We start from the raw sequence: 14,898 nt of genomic DNA on the forward strand, positions 1-14,898 counted from the left end.
GACGGTATCCTTGCGGGCACATCAGGATTCATAGGATGTGCCCGGATTTTGTGCAAGCGTACGCCCCCCCGCGCACAGGCGCTACCAACGGTTCAGGGCGTCCTCGTCGTCGGCCTTGGCCGCGACCCAATCCGCGGCCTTGGTCCCGTGTTCCTTTTTCCAGAACGGCGCGCGGGATTTGAGGTAGTCCATCAGGAAATCCGCCGCTTCAAAGGCATTGCGGCGGTGCGGTGCGGCGGTGGCAACCATCATGATGCGATCGCCGGGGGCAAGCCGACCGTAGCGGTGAATCACCAGCACATCCCCCAATGACCAGCGTTGCACAGCCTCTTCGGCGATAGTGGTCAGGGCCTTTTGAGTCATGCCTGGGTAGTGTTCGATCTCCATCATGCTCAGATCACCCTGCGCCACGTCGCGCACCACGCCGGTAAAGGTCACGATTGCGCCCATGTCTGTGCGGGCGGCGGCGAATGTATTGGCCTCTGCGCCCAGATCGAACGGCGCCTCCTGCACGACAATCCGCATTCGTCTAACCCCCGGTCATCGGGGGGAAAAACGCCACTTCGCGCACACCGGCCAGCGACGCATCAAAATCGGTCAGTTCCTGATCGACGGCGACGCGTAACGCAGAGAGATCGCTGAACGCTGCGGCATAGCGGTCTTCGCGCGCGATCAGTTCAGTGACAAGATCAGCGACGGTGGCGGCTTGGGTGTCTATACGCTCTTTCGGGAGACCGATGCGTTCGCGCACCCAGGCAAAATACAAAACATCCATCAGTGATCCTCTCTCAGATAGGGGCGCGCCTTGAGCAGGTAGTCACAGCCGGTGATCAGCGTCAGCGCTGCTGCGATCCACAATAGCACCAGACCGACATGCCCGGCCCAGACCATGCCCAGTTCTTTCCACCAGAGGCCGTGCAGGTCCTCGACCCGGCCGGCCATAATATCCGTGAACATCTGGGGATCCATGCCCCAGGCGGACATACCCAGATAATGTTCGAACACCCCTTGGGCAAACAGAACGGCAATCGCGATCATCTGCAACGTGGTCTTCCATTTGGCCAGCTTGGTCACCTTGAGCGTGCCCGCGGTGTCGCCCAGGTATTCGCGCAGACCCGAAACAAACACCTCGCGGAACAGGATGAAGGTGGCGGGCAGGACCAGCCAGGGCGACATTGAGGAATAGCCGACAATGACCATCAGCGCGATCACCACCATCGCCTTGTCTGCGATGGGATCGAGCATGGCACCGACTTTGGTTTGTTGACTCCAGGCGCGGGCAAGGTAGCCGTCGAACCAGTCGGTGATTGCCGCGCTGACAAACAGCGTCAGGGCGAACCAGTCGGCATAGGGGCGTTCAAAATACAGGAACATCACGGCAACCGCCGGGGCCGCAGCCAGGCGAAGCGCTGTCAGGATATTCGGAACCGTCCATGTCATGAGACGTACCTAGCGCGTATCGCAGGCACAGGGAAGATAGTGCAGAAGCGTAGCCCCAGCCAACGGCGTAAGGCGGCTGAAACCAGTTTTCGCGGTTTCACATGGCCGGTTTAGGCGCTAGTCCTGCGCCATGTGGCGAGCCCTTTTCCTTTGTAGCCTGATGCTGTCTGCCTGCGCGGCGGACGAGACCGTGTTTTCCTATGGCGCCGGTGAGCGAACCTGGGAGTTGCAGGCCGTCAATGGGGCGCCGTTTCCGGCCAAGGTTGCGCTGATGTTTCCACGGCCGGGCCGAATCGAAGGTCAGGGACCGTGCAACAGGTTTTCCGCTGCGCAGAGGGTGCCTTATCCGTGGTTCGAAGCCGGTCCGCTGATTGTCACCCGTCTTAGCTGCCCAGATCAGCAGGCCGAGGCGCAGTTTCTAGATCTGCTGTCGCGGATGGAGTTGGCCCGCGTCGATGGGGATCGCCTGATTCTGTCGGTCTGGGACGGGGACGAGCTGGTTTTTATCCTGCGGCCTGACGACTGATTCGGTCGACCAGCGCGGCGCGCGCGCTGGGCAGGGGCCGATCCCCCAGCGCGGATGCCAGACGGCTGTGCATGAAATGCCCGGTGGTGCTAAGCGCAGTTAGCACTTCGTCGTCCGGCCCCCTCCCCAGACCCAACATCACTGGCGGCAGCGGCAAAAGCCGGTCTGCCCATTCCCCCGCACCTGACGCTGACACCGCGCGGCCCGTTTTGGGCGAAACATAAATCAGTTGGTCGTTGCTGCCATTGGCGGCGCAGGCCGTCAAATCAAGGCCAAAGCCCATCTCGTCCAACAGAGCCATTTCCCACCTCAGATAGGCCAGTGGCCAGATATCCGGCTGCCCCAGCAGGTCGAGAAGAGCCTCGGTCCGGGTATAAAGGCGCGGATGCGCCTCGCGTTCGGGCAGGCAAAACGCCAGCAGGGCGGTCACGGCGTTCAGCCCGGCCAATGACAGACGGTCGCCCATGGCCTGCGCTGCGCGGCTGCGCTGGGGTTCGACCGTGAAGCTGCCGATGTGATCTTCGAGCCGGGCACGCCAGCTAAGGTCAAGTTGCGCACCGGGTTGCAGGATCGGTGCGATCCGGCGCGATGTGGCCCCCCGTAGCACACCCGCATGACGACCGCGCTGGGGTGTGAACACCTCTAGTATGGCTGAGGTTTCGCCATGCCTGCGGGTGCAAAGAAGTATACCGGTGTCGCGCCAATCCATAAGGTCAGAGTGTGTGGGATCGCCACCCAGCGCAAGGGGCAGAACGGGGCGCGTCTGATCGGCAGAAGATCAGTCAGACAGGCCGGGCTGGTCCAGTAAATGGCGTCCCTGCCGATCCTCAACCTCGATCACCCAAAGGTCGGGGTCGGTGCGGCGCTGGCGGGCGATGGTTTCGGCCATCTCAGCCTCGGGACCATGGGCCATCTCGACCCACTGGCGCCGATCCGACATCAAATCAAAGCTGCGGGAAAAGATCTGCGCCTGACCGTCCAGCGTATTGAGTGTGACCAGAACCGCGCCTGCCGTGTCATCGCCATGTGCCACCACAAAGGCAGGAATGTCGTACAGCGACAAGCGACGCATATAGGCCTGCACCCAAAAGCTGGCCGACAGCCGTGGTTCAGACATTGCCGTCCTTGAAGTTCAGGCCCATCTCCGAATACCGCTCGGATTCCTCGAGCCACTTTTCCCGTACCTTGACCTGAAGGAACAGGTGAACCTTGCGGCCTAGAAACTCTTCTAACTCGGCGCGGGAGGCTTGTGATACCGCCTTGATCGTCTCACCCCTGTGGCCTAGCAGGATGCCTTTGTGACCGTCGCGGGCAACGTAGATCACCTGGTCGATTCGGGCGGTACCGTCATCGCGTTCGGTCCAGTGATCGGTTTCAACGGTCAGTTGGTAGGGCAGTTCCTGATGCAGGCGCAGGGTCAGTTTCTCGCGCGTGATCTCGGCTGCGATCATCCGCATCGGCAGGTCGGCGATCTGGTCCTCGGGGTATAGCCAGTGCCCCTCGGGCAGCTCTGCTGCCAGCCATTGCTTGAGATCGTCAACGCCGTAGCCGCGTTCGGCCGAAATCATAAAGGTTTTGGCAAAGGGGTAGCCTTCGTTCATTTTCTGGCTGAGTTCCAGAAGGACCTCGGCCTTGACCTTGTCGATCTTGTTGATGGCGAGGGCGACGGGGCGACGCGCACCCAGATTGGAAAGCCCTTTGAGAATGCTTTCGACACCCTTTGAAATGCCGCGATGTGCCTCGATCAGCAGAACCACGATATCGGCATCGGCGGCCCCGGACCAGGCGGCGGCGACCATGGCGCGGTCAAGCCTGCGGCGCGGTGCAAAGAGGCCAGGGGTGTCAACCAGAACGATCTGGGTCTCATCCTCGATCGCGACGCCGCGAATGCGGGCGCGGGTGGTCTGGACCTTGTGAGTGACGATGCTGACCTTGGCGCCGACCATGCGATTGGTCAGGGTGGATTTGCCCGCGTTGGGCTCTCCGATCAGGGCGACGAATCCGGCGCGATGGGTCATGCGGTGTGTTCCCGAGTTGCGAAGACGCGGATATAAGCGAATTCCGGCGTCAGGGCCAGAGGTTGAAATAGAACCGGACGTCAGGTGCGTTGACGCAGGCCATCGCGCCATAGCGAATAGATCCCCGACGCCATGATCAGCGCGGCACCGGTCAGGGTCAGTATGTCGGGCCGTTCGCCAAAGACTGTGACGGCGATGATCAATGCTACGATAAGACGACTGTATCGGAACGGCGCCACCACCGATACCTCTCCGGCGCGCATCGCGGCTGTCAACGCGGTATATCCCACCACGCCGCATGTCGCGGTGCCACATAACAGGGTCGCCGCGCGCATATCGGGTAACGTCGGCGCGCCGGGTTCGAAGCAAAGGATGACGAGACCGGCAAACGTGACCACCGCGAACCCCAGCAGGCCAAGCTGCGCGCTGTGTACTTCGGGCGGTGCGGTGCGGGTTGCAAGGTCGCGGCCGGCAAAACCGATCATGCCCAGCAGAGCAAAGACGGCGTTCGGCTCAATCCCGGCTGGCGACGGCCGGATGATAAGCATGACCCCGGCGAATCCAACTGCCATGGCGATCCAACGCCGAGGGCCGATCGTTTCGCCCAGGACAATCGCCGCGCCCAGCATCACCATCAGCGGTGCCGCCTGTAGAATTGCCGAGGTCGTGGAGAGTGGCGTGTAAGCGAGGCTAAGCGCGAAAAACAACCGGCCAAGGATTTCAAAGCCAGTGCGGATCAGCAGGCCCCGGCGCAGATAGGCTGGATGCCAGAGCGGCACCTGCCGGGAGCGCGCGACAGCAATGCAGATGGCGAGCGCGAGCAACCCGAAAATCACCGTGCCCATGCCGGCCGAAACCGATGATGTGGCGAGCTTGAAAAATGCGTCCTCAAGGCCAAAACCCAGCATGGCCAGCAGCATCCAGAGGCTGCCCCGAAAGTTGTCTGTCATGATGTCGGCGGCTCGACCCGATCAAGCAGCGCCTTGGCTGCGGCCTGTTCGGCCTGACGTTTTGAGCCGGCGGTTGCTTCGGCGCCGGTGCCGTCGGCTAGTTCGGCCCGGATGGTAAAGACCGGCTCGTGGTCAGGGCCGCTGCGGGCAGTCTCAAGGTAGCGGGGCGGCTGTTGGCCGCGCGCCTGAGCCCATTCCTGCAGCGAGGTTTTGGCGTCACGGGCGTCGTCGTCGACGGTGCTGATGCGGGCGCCCCAGAGCCGAAGGATCAGCGCCTTGGCAGTGTCGAATCCGGCATCGAGATAGACGGCGGCAATCAGCGCCTCCATGGCGTCGCCCAGCAATGCCATTTTGCGCCGCCCACCTGACAGCATCTCGGAGCGGCCAAGTTTGAGGGCGGCACCAAGGTCGATCTGGCGCGCGACATCAGCGCAGGTCTCTTTGCGAACAAGGGCGTTGAAGCGAGGGGCCAGCATCCCCTCAGAGGCGGCGCGATCCCCGTCCAGCAATGCCTCGGCCATCACCAGCCCCAGCACGCGGTCGCCAAGAAATTCAAGCCGCTGATTGTCGTCGCGACTGGGCCCGGACATCGACGCATGGGTGACCGCGCTGCGGATCAGCGCGGGCCGCGTAAAACGGTGGCCGATGCGCTCTTCGAGCGCCTTGATTTCGGCCGAAAGTGTCAACTGATACCCTTGAAGAACCGGTCCGCGCGCCATGTCCAGAAATACAGCATCGACCGGCCGGCCGAAGAGAACATGATGCGGTCGGCCCGGCCAACGATATTTTCGTAAGGCACAAACCCGACGCCACCGACAAGTGTCGGCACTCTGCTGTCCGAGGAATTGTCGCGGTTGTCACCCATAAAGAAATACTGCCCTTCGGGTACCGTAAAGACCGGCGTGTTGTCCGATCCTTGTGTGCCGATGTTCAGAATATCGTGGCTGACCCCATTAGGCAGCGTTTCGGTAAAGCGCGGCTTTTCACAGACGCCACCCTCTCCGACGGGGCCATTGGCACAGCGCGGGCGGTGGCCCTGCGGACCCTGCGGTTCGGAAATCTCTTCGAAAACGCCGGCCTGTTCGACCGTGGTCGGAGTGCCGTTGATGATCAGGACACCATTCGTGACCTGAACGGTGTCGCCGGGCAATCCGATCAGACGCTTGATAAAATCACGACCCGTGACCGGATGGCGAAAGACCACCACATCGCCGCGTTCGGGATCGCCGCCCAGGATTCGGCTGTTGTCGCCATCTAGAAACCCACAGATATCGGCGGCGTCGATGTCGATGCCAATCCCGGGAAGATAAATCGACGGGCAAGATGCGTAGGAATAGCCATAGGCCATCTTGTTCACGAAAAGGAAATCGCCGATCAGCAGCGTGTCCTTCATCGAACCCGAGGGAATCCAGAACGGCTGAAAGAACAGCGTGCGGAACACTCCCGCGATCACCAGCGCATAGACCACCGTCTTGACTGTTTCGATAAAGCCGTTCGGCTTGGCGGCCTGAGATGCCATCACTATTGTCCTCTGATCGCGTTTGCGCGCTTCATGCGGCTGGCGGTGGCCGGAGTCAACCCGCGGCTCTGTCGCAACACCCGGCGGCGAGGCCAGCCAGAAATCCCGTGCACCATCGCTTTGGATTGCTCATATGCGGCAGACACGCGACGTGTTGTTCGCCTGAGTCAATTGCTGCCATCTTCGGCGTCGCTCAGGGGGCGTGCTTCGATCACCACAAATGCCTGAGCCCAGGGATAGTCATCTGTCAGGGTTACATGAATGATCGCTTCGTGCCCGGGCGGTGTCATGTCGTTCAGTCTTGTTCTGGCCCAGCCAGTCACGGCCATCACCGGCTGTCCCGTTCGCAGGTTCTCGACGGCCATGTCGCGCCAGGAAATACCCATGCGCAAGCCAGTTCCCAATGCCTTTGAGCAGGCTTCCTTGGCGGCCCAACGCTTTGCATAGGTACCCGGTGTGTCGGCGCGGGACTCAGCTTTGCGTTGCTCGATTTCTGTGAAAATGCGATTGCGAAAGCGGTCGCCGAACCGGTCCAACGTTGCGGCGATGCGGTCGATATTGGTCAGATCTGTGCCGATGCCAAGAATCATCGGGCAGGTTCAACGGCAAAAGCGAAATGGGAACCGATGCCTGAAAACGCGGTGGGTACAGCCATTCCTCCCTCGGCTTGCCTTTGCGCGCTGAATCTGCGACCCGCGCCAAAAGTTTTGACAAAACTTTTAAAAAAACGTTTGCCAAGATTTTTTTCGAAAATCTTTGTGGCGGAACGCTTTGGGGTCATGCCCGTGCGGCGTCCATGAGGCGGCGCATTTCATGGATTGCGGAGGCGAGACCGCGAAAGATAGCCTCACCGATCAGGAAATGTCCGATATTAAGCTCCATGACCTCAGGGAATGCCGCGACCGGTTTCACGGTCTCAAATGTCAGGCCATGGCCCGCGTGCACTTCGAGTCCCAGACTCTGCGCGAAGGTAGACATCTCGCGCAGCTTTTCCAGTTCGCGGTCTCTGGTTGAAAGGTCACCCTCAGCGTGGGCGTCACAATATGCGCCGGTGTGTAACTCGATCACCTGGGCGCCAATGCGGTGTGCGGCTTCGATCTGGCGCTGATCCGCTGCGATAAAGATCGACACCCGACAGCCAGCGTCGCGCAGTGGCGCGATGTAATGCGCCAGTCGGTTCTCGTCCCGTGCGACTTCCAACCCACCTTCTGTGGTGCGTTCTTCGCGTTTTTCCGGCACGAGGCAGACGGCGTGTGGTCGATGCCGCAACGCAATTTTCTGCATCTCGGCTGTGGCGGCCATTTCAAAATTTAGCGGAACCGTCAGCACCTGCATCAGACCTTCGATGTCGGCATCCGAGATGTGGCGGCGATCTTCGCGCAGATGCGCGGTAATGCCATCGGCACCGGCCTCTTGCGCCAGCTTGGCGGCGCGCAGCGGATCGGGGGTGGCACCGCCGCGGGCATTGCGCACGGTGGCAACGTGGTCGATATTGACGCCAAGGCGCAGGGGGTCGGTTGGCTGAGTCATGGCTGTGCTCCCGAAAGGGGTCGTGTCTTGTGGCCCGGTTCTGATGGTTGTGCGGGACCAACTATTCGGCAACTTAATCCGCAGGCGGTCCGCCGTCAGCCTGTTTTTTCTTTTTCTTCAACGCGGCCAGTTTCGCCTTGAGCGTACCCTTGCGCCGTTTCTGATAAACGCGGATCACTGGCACGGACAGGTAATACGCGATCAGAGCCGCGACGAGGCCTGGAATGATACCGCCGATCAGGTAGGGAAAGAACACCTCGTGATAGAACACCCGCAGGGCGGTCCAGTCGGTATCGCCATGAGTGAACAGCGCGCAGAAATTGGCGCCAAGGTCGTGCCCGGCCTGGACGAATTTCCGCCCGAGTGAGACGTGCAAAGTCGGGTCGCGGTGCTGGCCCAGCAGCCAGTTCCCGGTCTGCATCGCGATCACCCCAATTGGAACATAGGTCAGCGGGTTGCCAAAGAATGTCCCCAGTAGCGACGCAAGGACATTGCCACGCATGATCCAGGCCAGCGTCGCGGCAACAATAAAGTGCAACCCGTAAAAGGGGGTGAAAGTCGTGAAGACCCCGGCAAATATGCCGCGCGCGATCTTTTCCGGCGGATCGGGCAGGCGGCGCAGGCGATGCTGGACATATTGCGCTGCGCGCGCCCAACCGCCACGCGGCCACAGCGCATGCAGCGCGACCTGCCAGATCGGCCGTCTGTCCCGGCGCTTGAACACCACCTGTTCCTGTCCTTCCCGCTCTATTCCGCCGCTGTCGGCACTGCCGCCAGTGTCGGATCGCGGCGGCGGATTACACTCGCCACATCCCGCTCCGCTTCAAGCGCGGACGTCAGCGAATGCAGATGTCCGGCATCGCGCATATCCACATCAAGCACGACACGGTAAAAGTCCGGTTTGCGATCAGCGAATTGCATGTCTGAAATATTGGCCTTCTGCTCACCGATCAATGTGCAAATTCGTCCCAGCACACCAGCGTCGTTGCCCATCGTCAGTTCCAGAGTCACCGTATAGCCAGCGGGGTGCGACCCTTCGGCCCAGTTCAGGTCGAGCCAGCGGGTCGGCTGATCTTCGAAATCGACAAGCGCGGCGCAGTCGATGGCATGGACGATGACGCCGCGCCCGCGCTGGGTGATGCCGACGATTCGTTCGCCCGGCAGAGGCTGACAGCATAGAGCGCGGGTGAACCCCTGGCCGTGTGACAGGCCGACAACGGCGCGCTTGGGTTCAACTTCGTTGGTATCTCGCGGCGCAAGGTCGGGGTACACCGCCTGAACAACTTCGCGGGTGGTAAGTTCGGCACTGCCCAGCCGGGCGAGCAATTCGTCGGCATCCTCTAGCCGCATGGTTCGAGCGGCCCGTTCCAAGGCTTTGTCACTGGCTTTCTTGCCAACATTCTCAAACGCAGAGCGCGCCAGCTCATGCCCCAGCTTGATATAGCGTTCGCGATTTGCTTCGCGCAGGGCGCGGCGGATTGCGGATTTTGCTTTGCCGGTCGTCGCGATGTCAAGCCAGGTCGCTTGCGGGGTTTGACCTTCGGCCACAATGATGTCGACAGACTGGCCGTTCTTGAGCCGGGTCCACAGCGGTACGCGCAGCCCGTCCACCTTTGCGCCCACACAGCCCGACCCGATTCGGGTGTGGATGGCATAGGCAAAATCCAGGGGCGTGCCGCCGCGCGGCAGCTTCACCACATCGCCTTTGGGGGTGAAACAGAACACCTGATCGGTATACATTTCCAGTTTGACGGCCTCAAGAAAGGCGTCGTGGTCTTCCTCGCCGTCGAACTGCTCGGTCAGCGAGGCGATCCATTTTGCGGGATCGACTGCAAACGGGTTCACCGAGCGGACACCGTCGCGGTACGACCAATGCGCGGCTACACCGGTTTCGGCGACATCATGCATCTGCCGGGTGCGGATCTGCACTTCGACCCGCTTGCCGTCGCGGCCTGAAACCGTTGTGTGGATTGATCGGTAGCCGTTGGATTTGGGCTGTGACACGTAATCCTTGAACCGGCCCGGCACAGCGCGCCAGCGCTGATGGATCGCGCCAAGCGCCAGGTAGCAATCCATTTCCGACCGGGTGATGACGCGAAAGCCGTAGATATCGGAGAGGCGGGAAAACCCCATCTCTTTTTCCTGCATTTTGCGCCAGATCGAATATGGTTTCTTGGCGCGGCCAAAAACTTCGGCCTCGATCCCTGCCTTGTCCAACTCGCCGCGCATGTCCGACGTGATCCGGTGGATCACATCGCCGGCTTCCTTTTGCAGCGTGATGAAGCGGCGGATGATGCTGGCGCGACCTTCGGGATTGAGGACGCGAAAGGCCAGATCCTCAAGCTCTTCGCGCATCCACTGCATGCCCATCCGGCCGGCAAGCGGGGCAAAGATGTCCATCGTCTCGCGCGCTTTTTGGATCTGCTTGTCCTGGCGCATCGCCTTGATCGTGCGCATGTTGTGCAGACGGTCGGCCAGCTTGACCAGAATCACCCGCAGGTCGCGGGACATGGCCATGAACAGCTTGCGGAAATTCTCGGCCTGCTTGGTCTCGGAACTGGACAGTTGCAGGTTTGTCAGCTTGGTCACGCCATCAACCAGAACGGCCACCTCGTCGCCAAACAGGCGCGACACTTCGGAGTAGGTGGATTTGGTGTCTTCGATGGTGTCGTGCAGCAGCGCGGTCACGATGGTGGCATCGTCCAGTTGCTGTTCTGTCAGAATCGCGGCGACCGCTACGGGATGGGTGAAATAAGGCTCACCCGAATGCCGCAGCTGGCCCTCGTGCATCTTGCAGCCATAATCATAGGCTGCATGGATCAGTTTGGCATTGGTTTTAGGATTGTAGTTGCGGACGAGAGCGACAAGATCTTCAGCAGAGATCATGGCGTGTCCTAGCCTAAGTCCGCCGGACAGGGTGTCAGCCCTGTCCCTGCGCCTCCATCAGAGCGCGGAGGAGCTTTTCCTCGGACATATCGTCCTCGGCGGGTTTGTCGGGCTCGGATCCCATCAAAAGCGCCATGGCGTCATCTTCGGGCTCGTCGACTTCGATCTGGGTCTGGTTCGATTCGATCAGACGTTCGCGCAGTTCGTCGGCTGATTGGGTCTCGTCAGCGATTTCGCGCAAAGCCACGACGGGGTTTTTGTCATTGTCGCGGTCCACCGTGATGGCGGCACCAGCGGCCACTTCACGCGCACGATGCGCGGCGAGCATCACAAGCTCGAACCGGTTCGGAACCTTGTCAACGCAATCTTCTACCGTAACGCGGGCCATCTGCCACTCCTCGGGTCGTCGTCAGAAAGTCAACACGTATCGCGCGCACAAACCAAGTACAAGAGCGGAATCCCCTAGAGCGACACAACGTCGCCGCGCGCCGCAGCAGGAAGCGCGGCGCAGAGCTGGGCAACGGTGCGTCCCAGCGTCGGATGCATCCATTCTGCCGCAACATCGGCCAATGGCACAAGCACGAATGCACGATCCTGGATCCGGGGGTGTGGCAAAATCAGGGTCTGCGGCGCGCGTAGCACCTGTTCATTCGGGTCAAGTGCGCGCCATGCCGCCTGTTCCGCCGTGTCGGGCAGCACAAGCCCGCCGATTCCCAGTAGATCGAGATCAAGCACCCGCTTGCCCCAACGTTCTTTCCGCTCGCGCCCAAAGGTTGCTTCTATTTTGTGCAATGACGCCAATACCTCTTTTGGTTGCAGGGTCGATTGCACAACCATAGCGGCATTAACATAGTCCGGCCCGGCCCCCGAAGGGAAGCAAGGCGTTGAATAAAAACGGCTAATTCGACGGACTTTGAATCCTTCCGTGGCGCAGGCATGAACGGCAGCGGCCAATGTTTCCGCAGGGTTACCTGCGTCTGAGCCAAGGTTGGACCCCAGCGCGATCAAGATATCTTGTTCCATTTCGTATATGTGGGTATCCTCTGACGGATAAACTGCGGGTTGAACCCTCTGAATATAAGATTATTTGTGCCAAGCTGGCATGACTGTCCCCGATATCACTCACGGACTAGGGTGGCAGACAGCGATTATCGAAAGGACATTTGATGTTTTACAAGGACGAACGGCTCGCGCTGTTCATAGATGGTTCCAACCTGTATGCGGCCGCAAAGGCACTTGGGTTTGACATCGATTACAAGCTTCTCCGACAGGAGTTTGTGCGCCGCGGCAAGATGCTGCGCGCTTTCTACTACACGGCTTTGCTGGAGAACGACGAATATTCTCCGATTCGGCCATTGGTGGACTGGTTGCACTATAACGGCTTCACGATGGTTACAAAGCCGGCCAAGGAATACACCGACAGTCAGGGCCGACGCAAGGTCAAGGGCAACATGGATATCGAACTTGCGGTCGATGCGATGGAACTGGCACCGCGTGTCGATCATATCGTGTTGTTCTCGGGTGACGGCGATTTCCGCCCTCTGGTCGAAAGCCTGCAGCGTCAGGGCGTTCGGGTGTCGGTCGTGTCGACGATTCGCAGCCAACCGCCAATGATAGCGGATGAACTGCGTCGCCAGGCCGATAACTTTATCGAACTGGACGAACTGCGGAACGTGATTGGCCGTCCCCCGCGTGAGGCTGTGCCTGAGCGCAGCTTTGAAGTGGCCAGCAGCAGCTGATTGTCACGCGCCGGACCGGTCTCGTGGGGATGCGGTCGGTTCGGCGCGATCATTTTGTAGCAATCATGTCCGTCATTCTGGCGGTAACAATTGCTCATCCGAATTGAGCCCGTTGAGGTTGTGTGATGCCGCAATAGCGCAACGCAATATCACGTCGAGAGCTTTCGACCTTTGCACGTAATCTTGACACTGGACCTCTGCCTGCACCGATATTAGGTCAGATGGCAAAGGAGTGCCGCCATGACCAAGCCACCGCTGACCCTTTACATGGCCGCGCCGCGTGGGTTTTGCGCCGGCGTGGACCGTGCGATCAAGATCGTTGAGTTGGCGTTGCAAAAATGGGGCGCGCCAGTCTATGTCCGCCACGAAATCGTGCACAACCGCTATGTGGTCGATGGTTTGCGCGACCGTGGTGCCGTGTTTGTCGAAGAGCTGGACGAATGTCCGCCGGACCGGCCGGTGATCTTTTCCGCCCACGGTGTTCCCAAGGCAGTCCCGGCCGAGGCGTCCCGTCGCGAGATGATCTATGTCGATGCAACGTGCCCGCTGGTCAGCAAGGTGCATATCGAAGCAGCGCGCCACGCTGAAAACGGTCTTCAGATGGTGATGATTGGCCATGCGGGCCACCCCGAAACCATTGGCACCATGGGACAGTTGCCGCCTGGTGATGTGCTGCTGGTCGAGACGGTGGCTGATGTCGCTACCCTGACTGTACGCGATCCGCTGCAACTGGCGTTTGTCACCCAGACCACGCTGTCTGTCGATGACACGGCGGATATCGTTGCTGCCCTTCAGGCGCGGTTCCCGGCGATCGTTGGCCCGCACAAGGAAGACATCTGTTACGCCACTACCAACCGCCAGGAGGCGGTCAAGGCGATGGCGCCCGCATGTGACGCCATGTTGGTGGTTGGTGCGCCAAACTCTTCAAATTCGCAACGGTTGGTCGAGGTCGGACGCCGGGCCGGCTGTGCCTATGCGCAACTGGTGTTGCGGGCGGCGGATATTGACTGGCGGGCGCTCGATGGCATCCGGTCCATCGGCATCACCGCCGGCGCCAGCGCCCCCGAGGTGCTGATCAACGAGGTGGTCGATGCGTTTCGTGCCCGATACGCGGTGACAGTCGAACTGGTCGAGACGGCGCAGGAGAATGTCGAATTCAAGGTGCCGCGCATCCTGCGAGTCCCTGCATGACCGGCCCCTGCGGGGCGATTCTGTCGTCATGCCAGAGTGTCGGGGCAGTGGAATGAGCGTCGACCTCGCCACGATTGCAGTCTACGATGCGCGGGCCGACGAATACACGCGCATCATGACGCGCGATGGACCGGACGCGACCCTGAAAGCCTTTATTGCGGCGTTGCCAAACTGCGCGCGGGTGCTTGACCTTGGATGCGGACCCGGTCGGGCGGCGGGGCACATGGCGGCGGCGGGTCTGCGCGTCGACGCCATGGATGCCTCTGCTGAGATGGTGACGCTGGCGGCGCAAGTCCCTGGAGTGACGGTATGGCAGGGCACCTTTGACGATCTGGTGGCCGAGGCGGTCTACGACGGGATCTGGGCCAACTTCAGCCTGTTGCATGCCTTGCGCGGCGACCTGCCCCGCTATCTGGCAGCGATCGCCAAGGCGCTAAAACCCGGCGGCAAGCTACATGTCGGGATGAAACTGGGCACCGGTGAGGCGCGCGATAAGGTGGGGCGGCGCTATACCTATGTCACGGACGACGAGTTGACCGGTCTGTTGCGCGATGTCGGGCTGCGGGTACACCGCAGGCAATTCGGCGCGGGCAGGGGGCTTGACGGCGCTATGTCCGACTGGATATGCGTCACAGCCCATGACTGAGTTGATTGCCTATACTGACGGTGCCTGTTCTGGCAATCCCGGCCCCGGTGGCTGGGGCGCGTTGTTGCAAGCCATCGAGGGCGGAGCCGTGGTCAAGGAACGCGAGCTTAAGGGCGGTGAGGCCGGTACCACCAACAACCGAATGGAGCTGCTGGGGGCGATTCACGCGCTCGAAGCGCTGGCGCGCCCGACGACAATCACGATTGTGACCGACAGCGCCTATGTCAAGAACGGCGTGACCAGCTGGATCCACGGTTGGAAGCGCAACGGCTGGAAAACGGCGAACCGCAAGCCGGTCAAGAATGTGGAATTGTGGCAACGACTGGACGAGGCGCAGGCGCGGCATAACGTGACCTGGAAATGGGTCAAAGGCCATGCCGGCCATCCCGAAAACGAGCGCGCCGATGCATTGGCGCGTGCGGGCATGGCGCCGTTCAAGCCGGGCGGCTGACG

Annotated in this window: 21 protein-coding genes; 5 read left to right on the plus strand and 16 right to left on the minus strand. The window is 60.8% G+C overall.

The window, feature by feature from the left end; genetic code table 11:
- Positions 1 to 81 precede the first annotated feature (81 nt).
- The 3 genes from IMCC21224_RS03260 to pgsA are packed head-to-tail and all read right to left on the minus strand — an operon-like array spanning position 82 to position 1,440.
- A complete protein-coding gene (locus tag IMCC21224_RS03260; protein WP_047994130.1) occupies positions 82 to 525 on the minus strand; it encodes a molybdenum cofactor biosynthesis protein MoaE in 444 nt (147 codons plus the stop codon).
- A gap of 4 nt (positions 526 to 529) precedes the next feature.
- Positions 530 to 775, minus strand: coding sequence for a molybdopterin converting factor subunit 1 (moaD, locus tag IMCC21224_RS03265; protein WP_047994131.1), 246 nt, complete (start codon positions 773 to 775; stop codon positions 530 to 532).
- A complete protein-coding gene (pgsA, locus tag IMCC21224_RS03270; RefSeq protein WP_047994132.1) occupies positions 775 to 1,440 on the minus strand; it encodes a CDP-diacylglycerol--glycerol-3-phosphate 3-phosphatidyltransferase in 666 nt (221 codons plus the stop codon). Before pgsA ends, moaD begins: the two co-directional genes overlap by 1 nt.
- A gap of 160 nt (positions 1,441 to 1,600) precedes the next feature.
- Between pgsA and IMCC21224_RS03275 the strand changes: the two genes are divergently transcribed.
- The gene (locus tag IMCC21224_RS03275; RefSeq protein ID WP_231582006.1) at positions 1,601 to 1,966 is read left to right on the plus strand and encodes an META domain-containing protein; all 366 of its coding nucleotides are present in this window, start codon (positions 1,601 to 1,603) and stop codon (positions 1,964 to 1,966) included.
- Here the strand turns inward: IMCC21224_RS03275 and recO are convergent.
- The 13 genes from recO to folK form a co-directional block, all read right to left on the minus strand.
- Entirely contained in the window at positions 1,944 to 2,675 is a 732-nt protein-coding gene (gene recO, locus IMCC21224_RS03280; RefSeq protein ID WP_047994134.1) for a DNA repair protein RecO, read from the minus strand. The genes IMCC21224_RS03275 and recO overlap by 23 nt on opposite strands.
- Positions 2,676 to 2,744: 69 nt before the next feature.
- Positions 2,745 to 3,083 carry a DUF1491 family protein gene (locus IMCC21224_RS03285; protein WP_047994135.1) on the minus strand — a complete coding sequence of 113 codons (339 nt, stop codon included), beginning with the start codon at positions 3,081 to 3,083 and terminating at the stop codon, positions 2,745 to 2,747.
- A complete protein-coding gene (gene era, locus IMCC21224_RS03290; RefSeq protein ID WP_047994136.1) occupies positions 3,076 to 3,984 on the minus strand; it encodes a GTPase Era in 909 nt (302 codons plus the stop codon). The genes IMCC21224_RS03285 and era overlap by 8 nt, the downstream gene beginning before the upstream one ends.
- 80 nt (positions 3,985 to 4,064) lie before the next feature.
- Complete coding sequence (locus IMCC21224_RS03295; protein WP_047994137.1) at positions 4,065 to 4,934, minus strand: DMT family transporter; 870 nt, start codon at positions 4,932 to 4,934, stop codon at positions 4,065 to 4,067.
- Complete coding sequence (gene rnc, locus IMCC21224_RS03300; protein ID WP_156178095.1) at positions 4,931 to 5,620, minus strand: ribonuclease III; 690 nt, start codon at positions 5,618 to 5,620, stop codon at positions 4,931 to 4,933. Before rnc ends, IMCC21224_RS03295 begins: the two co-directional genes overlap by 4 nt.
- On the minus strand, positions 5,617 to 6,453 hold the full coding sequence (gene lepB, locus IMCC21224_RS03305; protein ID WP_047994139.1) for a signal peptidase I: 837 nt from the start codon (positions 6,451 to 6,453) through the stop codon (positions 5,617 to 5,619). The genes rnc and lepB overlap by 4 nt, the downstream gene beginning before the upstream one ends.
- Before the next feature lie 167 nt (positions 6,454 to 6,620).
- Positions 6,621 to 7,043: a holo-ACP synthase gene (acpS, locus tag IMCC21224_RS03310; RefSeq protein WP_047994140.1), complete on the minus strand. Its 423-nt coding sequence runs from the start codon at positions 7,041 to 7,043 to the stop codon at positions 6,621 to 6,623.
- Positions 7,040 to 7,234, minus strand: coding sequence for a hypothetical protein (locus IMCC21224_RS03315; protein WP_047994141.1), 195 nt, complete (start codon positions 7,232 to 7,234; stop codon positions 7,040 to 7,042). Before IMCC21224_RS03315 ends, acpS begins: the two co-directional genes overlap by 4 nt.
- On the minus strand, positions 7,231 to 7,983 hold the full coding sequence (locus IMCC21224_RS03320; RefSeq protein WP_047994142.1) for a pyridoxine 5'-phosphate synthase: 753 nt from the start codon (positions 7,981 to 7,983) through the stop codon (positions 7,231 to 7,233). The genes IMCC21224_RS03315 and IMCC21224_RS03320 overlap by 4 nt, the downstream gene beginning before the upstream one ends.
- Before the next feature lie 73 nt (positions 7,984 to 8,056).
- The gene (locus IMCC21224_RS03325; RefSeq protein ID WP_047994143.1) at positions 8,057 to 8,710 is read right to left on the minus strand and encodes a DUF2062 domain-containing protein; all 654 of its coding nucleotides are present in this window, start codon (positions 8,708 to 8,710) and stop codon (positions 8,057 to 8,059) included.
- Positions 8,711 to 8,730: 20 nt separating this feature from the next.
- Entirely contained in the window at positions 8,731 to 10,869 is a 2,139-nt protein-coding gene (locus IMCC21224_RS03330) for a bifunctional (p)ppGpp synthetase/guanosine-3',5'-bis(diphosphate) 3'-pyrophosphohydrolase (RefSeq protein ID WP_047994144.1), read from the minus strand.
- Positions 10,870 to 10,903: 34 nt separating this feature from the next.
- Positions 10,904 to 11,257: a DNA-directed RNA polymerase subunit omega gene (gene rpoZ / locus IMCC21224_RS03335; RefSeq protein ID WP_047994145.1), complete on the minus strand. Its 354-nt coding sequence runs from the start codon at positions 11,255 to 11,257 to the stop codon at positions 10,904 to 10,906.
- Between the two features lie 74 nt (positions 11,258 to 11,331).
- Entirely contained in the window at positions 11,332 to 11,892 is a 561-nt protein-coding gene (gene folK / locus IMCC21224_RS03340; protein WP_047994146.1) for a 2-amino-4-hydroxy-6-hydroxymethyldihydropteridine diphosphokinase, read from the minus strand.
- Between the two features lie 143 nt (positions 11,893 to 12,035).
- Between folK and IMCC21224_RS03345 the strand changes: the two genes are divergently transcribed.
- The 4 genes from IMCC21224_RS03345 to rnhA all read left to right on the plus strand — a co-directional run bounded on the left by IMCC21224_RS03345 (position 12,036) and on the right by rnhA (position 14,896).
- A complete protein-coding gene (locus IMCC21224_RS03345) occupies positions 12,036 to 12,608 on the plus strand; it encodes an NYN domain-containing protein (RefSeq protein ID WP_047994147.1) in 573 nt (190 codons plus the stop codon).
- A 240-nt stretch (positions 12,609 to 12,848) separates the two neighbouring features.
- Positions 12,849 to 13,799, plus strand: coding sequence for a 4-hydroxy-3-methylbut-2-enyl diphosphate reductase (ispH, locus tag IMCC21224_RS03350; protein WP_047994148.1), 951 nt, complete (start codon positions 12,849 to 12,851; stop codon positions 13,797 to 13,799).
- Positions 13,800 to 13,851: 52 nt separating this feature from the next.
- Positions 13,852 to 14,445, plus strand: a complete 594-nt coding sequence (locus IMCC21224_RS03355; protein ID WP_047994149.1) for a class I SAM-dependent methyltransferase — start codon at positions 13,852 to 13,854, stop codon at positions 14,443 to 14,445.
- Positions 14,438 to 14,896, plus strand: a complete 459-nt coding sequence (gene rnhA, locus IMCC21224_RS03360; RefSeq protein WP_047994150.1) for a ribonuclease HI — start codon at positions 14,438 to 14,440, stop codon at positions 14,894 to 14,896. The genes IMCC21224_RS03355 and rnhA overlap by 8 nt, the downstream gene beginning before the upstream one ends.
- Positions 14,897 to 14,898 lie beyond the last annotated feature (2 nt).

Origin of the sequence: Puniceibacterium sp. IMCC21224, from assembly GCF_001038505.1 — a bacterium.
Classification (GTDB): domain Bacteria; phylum Pseudomonadota; class Alphaproteobacteria; order Rhodobacterales; family Rhodobacteraceae; genus Puniceibacterium.

Bases quoted from the DNA above. Each gene is read 5' to 3' on its own strand.
- IMCC21224_RS03260 (WP_047994130.1), bottom strand. From the start codon at position 525: ATGCGGATTGTCGTGCAGGAGGCGCCGTTCGATCTGGGCGCAGAGGCC.
- moaD (WP_047994131.1), bottom strand. From the start codon at position 775: ATGGATGTTTTGTATTTTGCCTGGGTGCGCGAACGCATCGGTCTCCCG.
- pgsA (WP_047994132.1), bottom strand. From the start codon at position 1,440: ATGACATGGACGGTTCCGAATATCCTGACAGCGCTTCGCCTGGCTGCG.
- IMCC21224_RS03275 (WP_231582006.1), top strand. From the start codon at position 1,601: ATGCTGTCTGCCTGCGCGGCGGACGAGACCGTGTTTTCCTATGGCGCC.
- recO (WP_047994134.1), bottom strand. From the start codon at position 2,675: ATGGATTGGCGCGACACCGGTATACTTCTTTGCACCCGCAGGCATGGC.
- IMCC21224_RS03285 (WP_047994135.1), bottom strand. From the start codon at position 3,083: ATGTCTGAACCACGGCTGTCGGCCAGCTTTTGGGTGCAGGCCTATATG.
- era (WP_047994136.1), bottom strand. From the start codon at position 3,984: ATGACCCATCGCGCCGGATTCGTCGCCCTGATCGGAGAGCCCAACGCG.
- IMCC21224_RS03295 (WP_047994137.1), bottom strand. From the start codon at position 4,934: ATGACAGACAACTTTCGGGGCAGCCTCTGGATGCTGCTGGCCATGCTG.
- lepB (WP_047994139.1), bottom strand. From the start codon at position 6,453: ATGGCATCTCAGGCCGCCAAGCCGAACGGCTTTATCGAAACAGTCAAG.
- acpS (WP_047994140.1), bottom strand. From the start codon at position 7,043: ATGATTCTTGGCATCGGCACAGATCTGACCAATATCGACCGCATCGCC.
- IMCC21224_RS03315 (WP_047994141.1), bottom strand. From the start codon at position 7,234: ATGACCCCAAAGCGTTCCGCCACAAAGATTTTCGAAAAAAATCTTGGC.
- IMCC21224_RS03320 (WP_047994142.1), bottom strand. From the start codon at position 7,983: ATGACTCAGCCAACCGACCCCCTGCGCCTTGGCGTCAATATCGACCAC.
- IMCC21224_RS03330 (WP_047994144.1), bottom strand. From the start codon at position 10,869: ATGATCTCTGCTGAAGATCTTGTCGCTCTCGTCCGCAACTACAATCCT.
- rpoZ (WP_047994145.1), bottom strand. From the start codon at position 11,257: ATGGCCCGCGTTACGGTAGAAGATTGCGTTGACAAGGTTCCGAACCGG.
- folK (WP_047994146.1), bottom strand. From the start codon at position 11,892: ATGGAACAAGATATCTTGATCGCGCTGGGGTCCAACCTTGGCTCAGAC.
- IMCC21224_RS03345 (WP_047994147.1), top strand. From the start codon at position 12,036: ATGTTTTACAAGGACGAACGGCTCGCGCTGTTCATAGATGGTTCCAAC.
- ispH (WP_047994148.1), top strand. From the start codon at position 12,849: ATGACCAAGCCACCGCTGACCCTTTACATGGCCGCGCCGCGTGGGTTT.
- IMCC21224_RS03355 (WP_047994149.1), top strand. From the start codon at position 13,852: ATGAGCGTCGACCTCGCCACGATTGCAGTCTACGATGCGCGGGCCGAC.
- rnhA (WP_047994150.1), top strand. From the start codon at position 14,438: ATGACTGAGTTGATTGCCTATACTGACGGTGCCTGTTCTGGCAATCCC.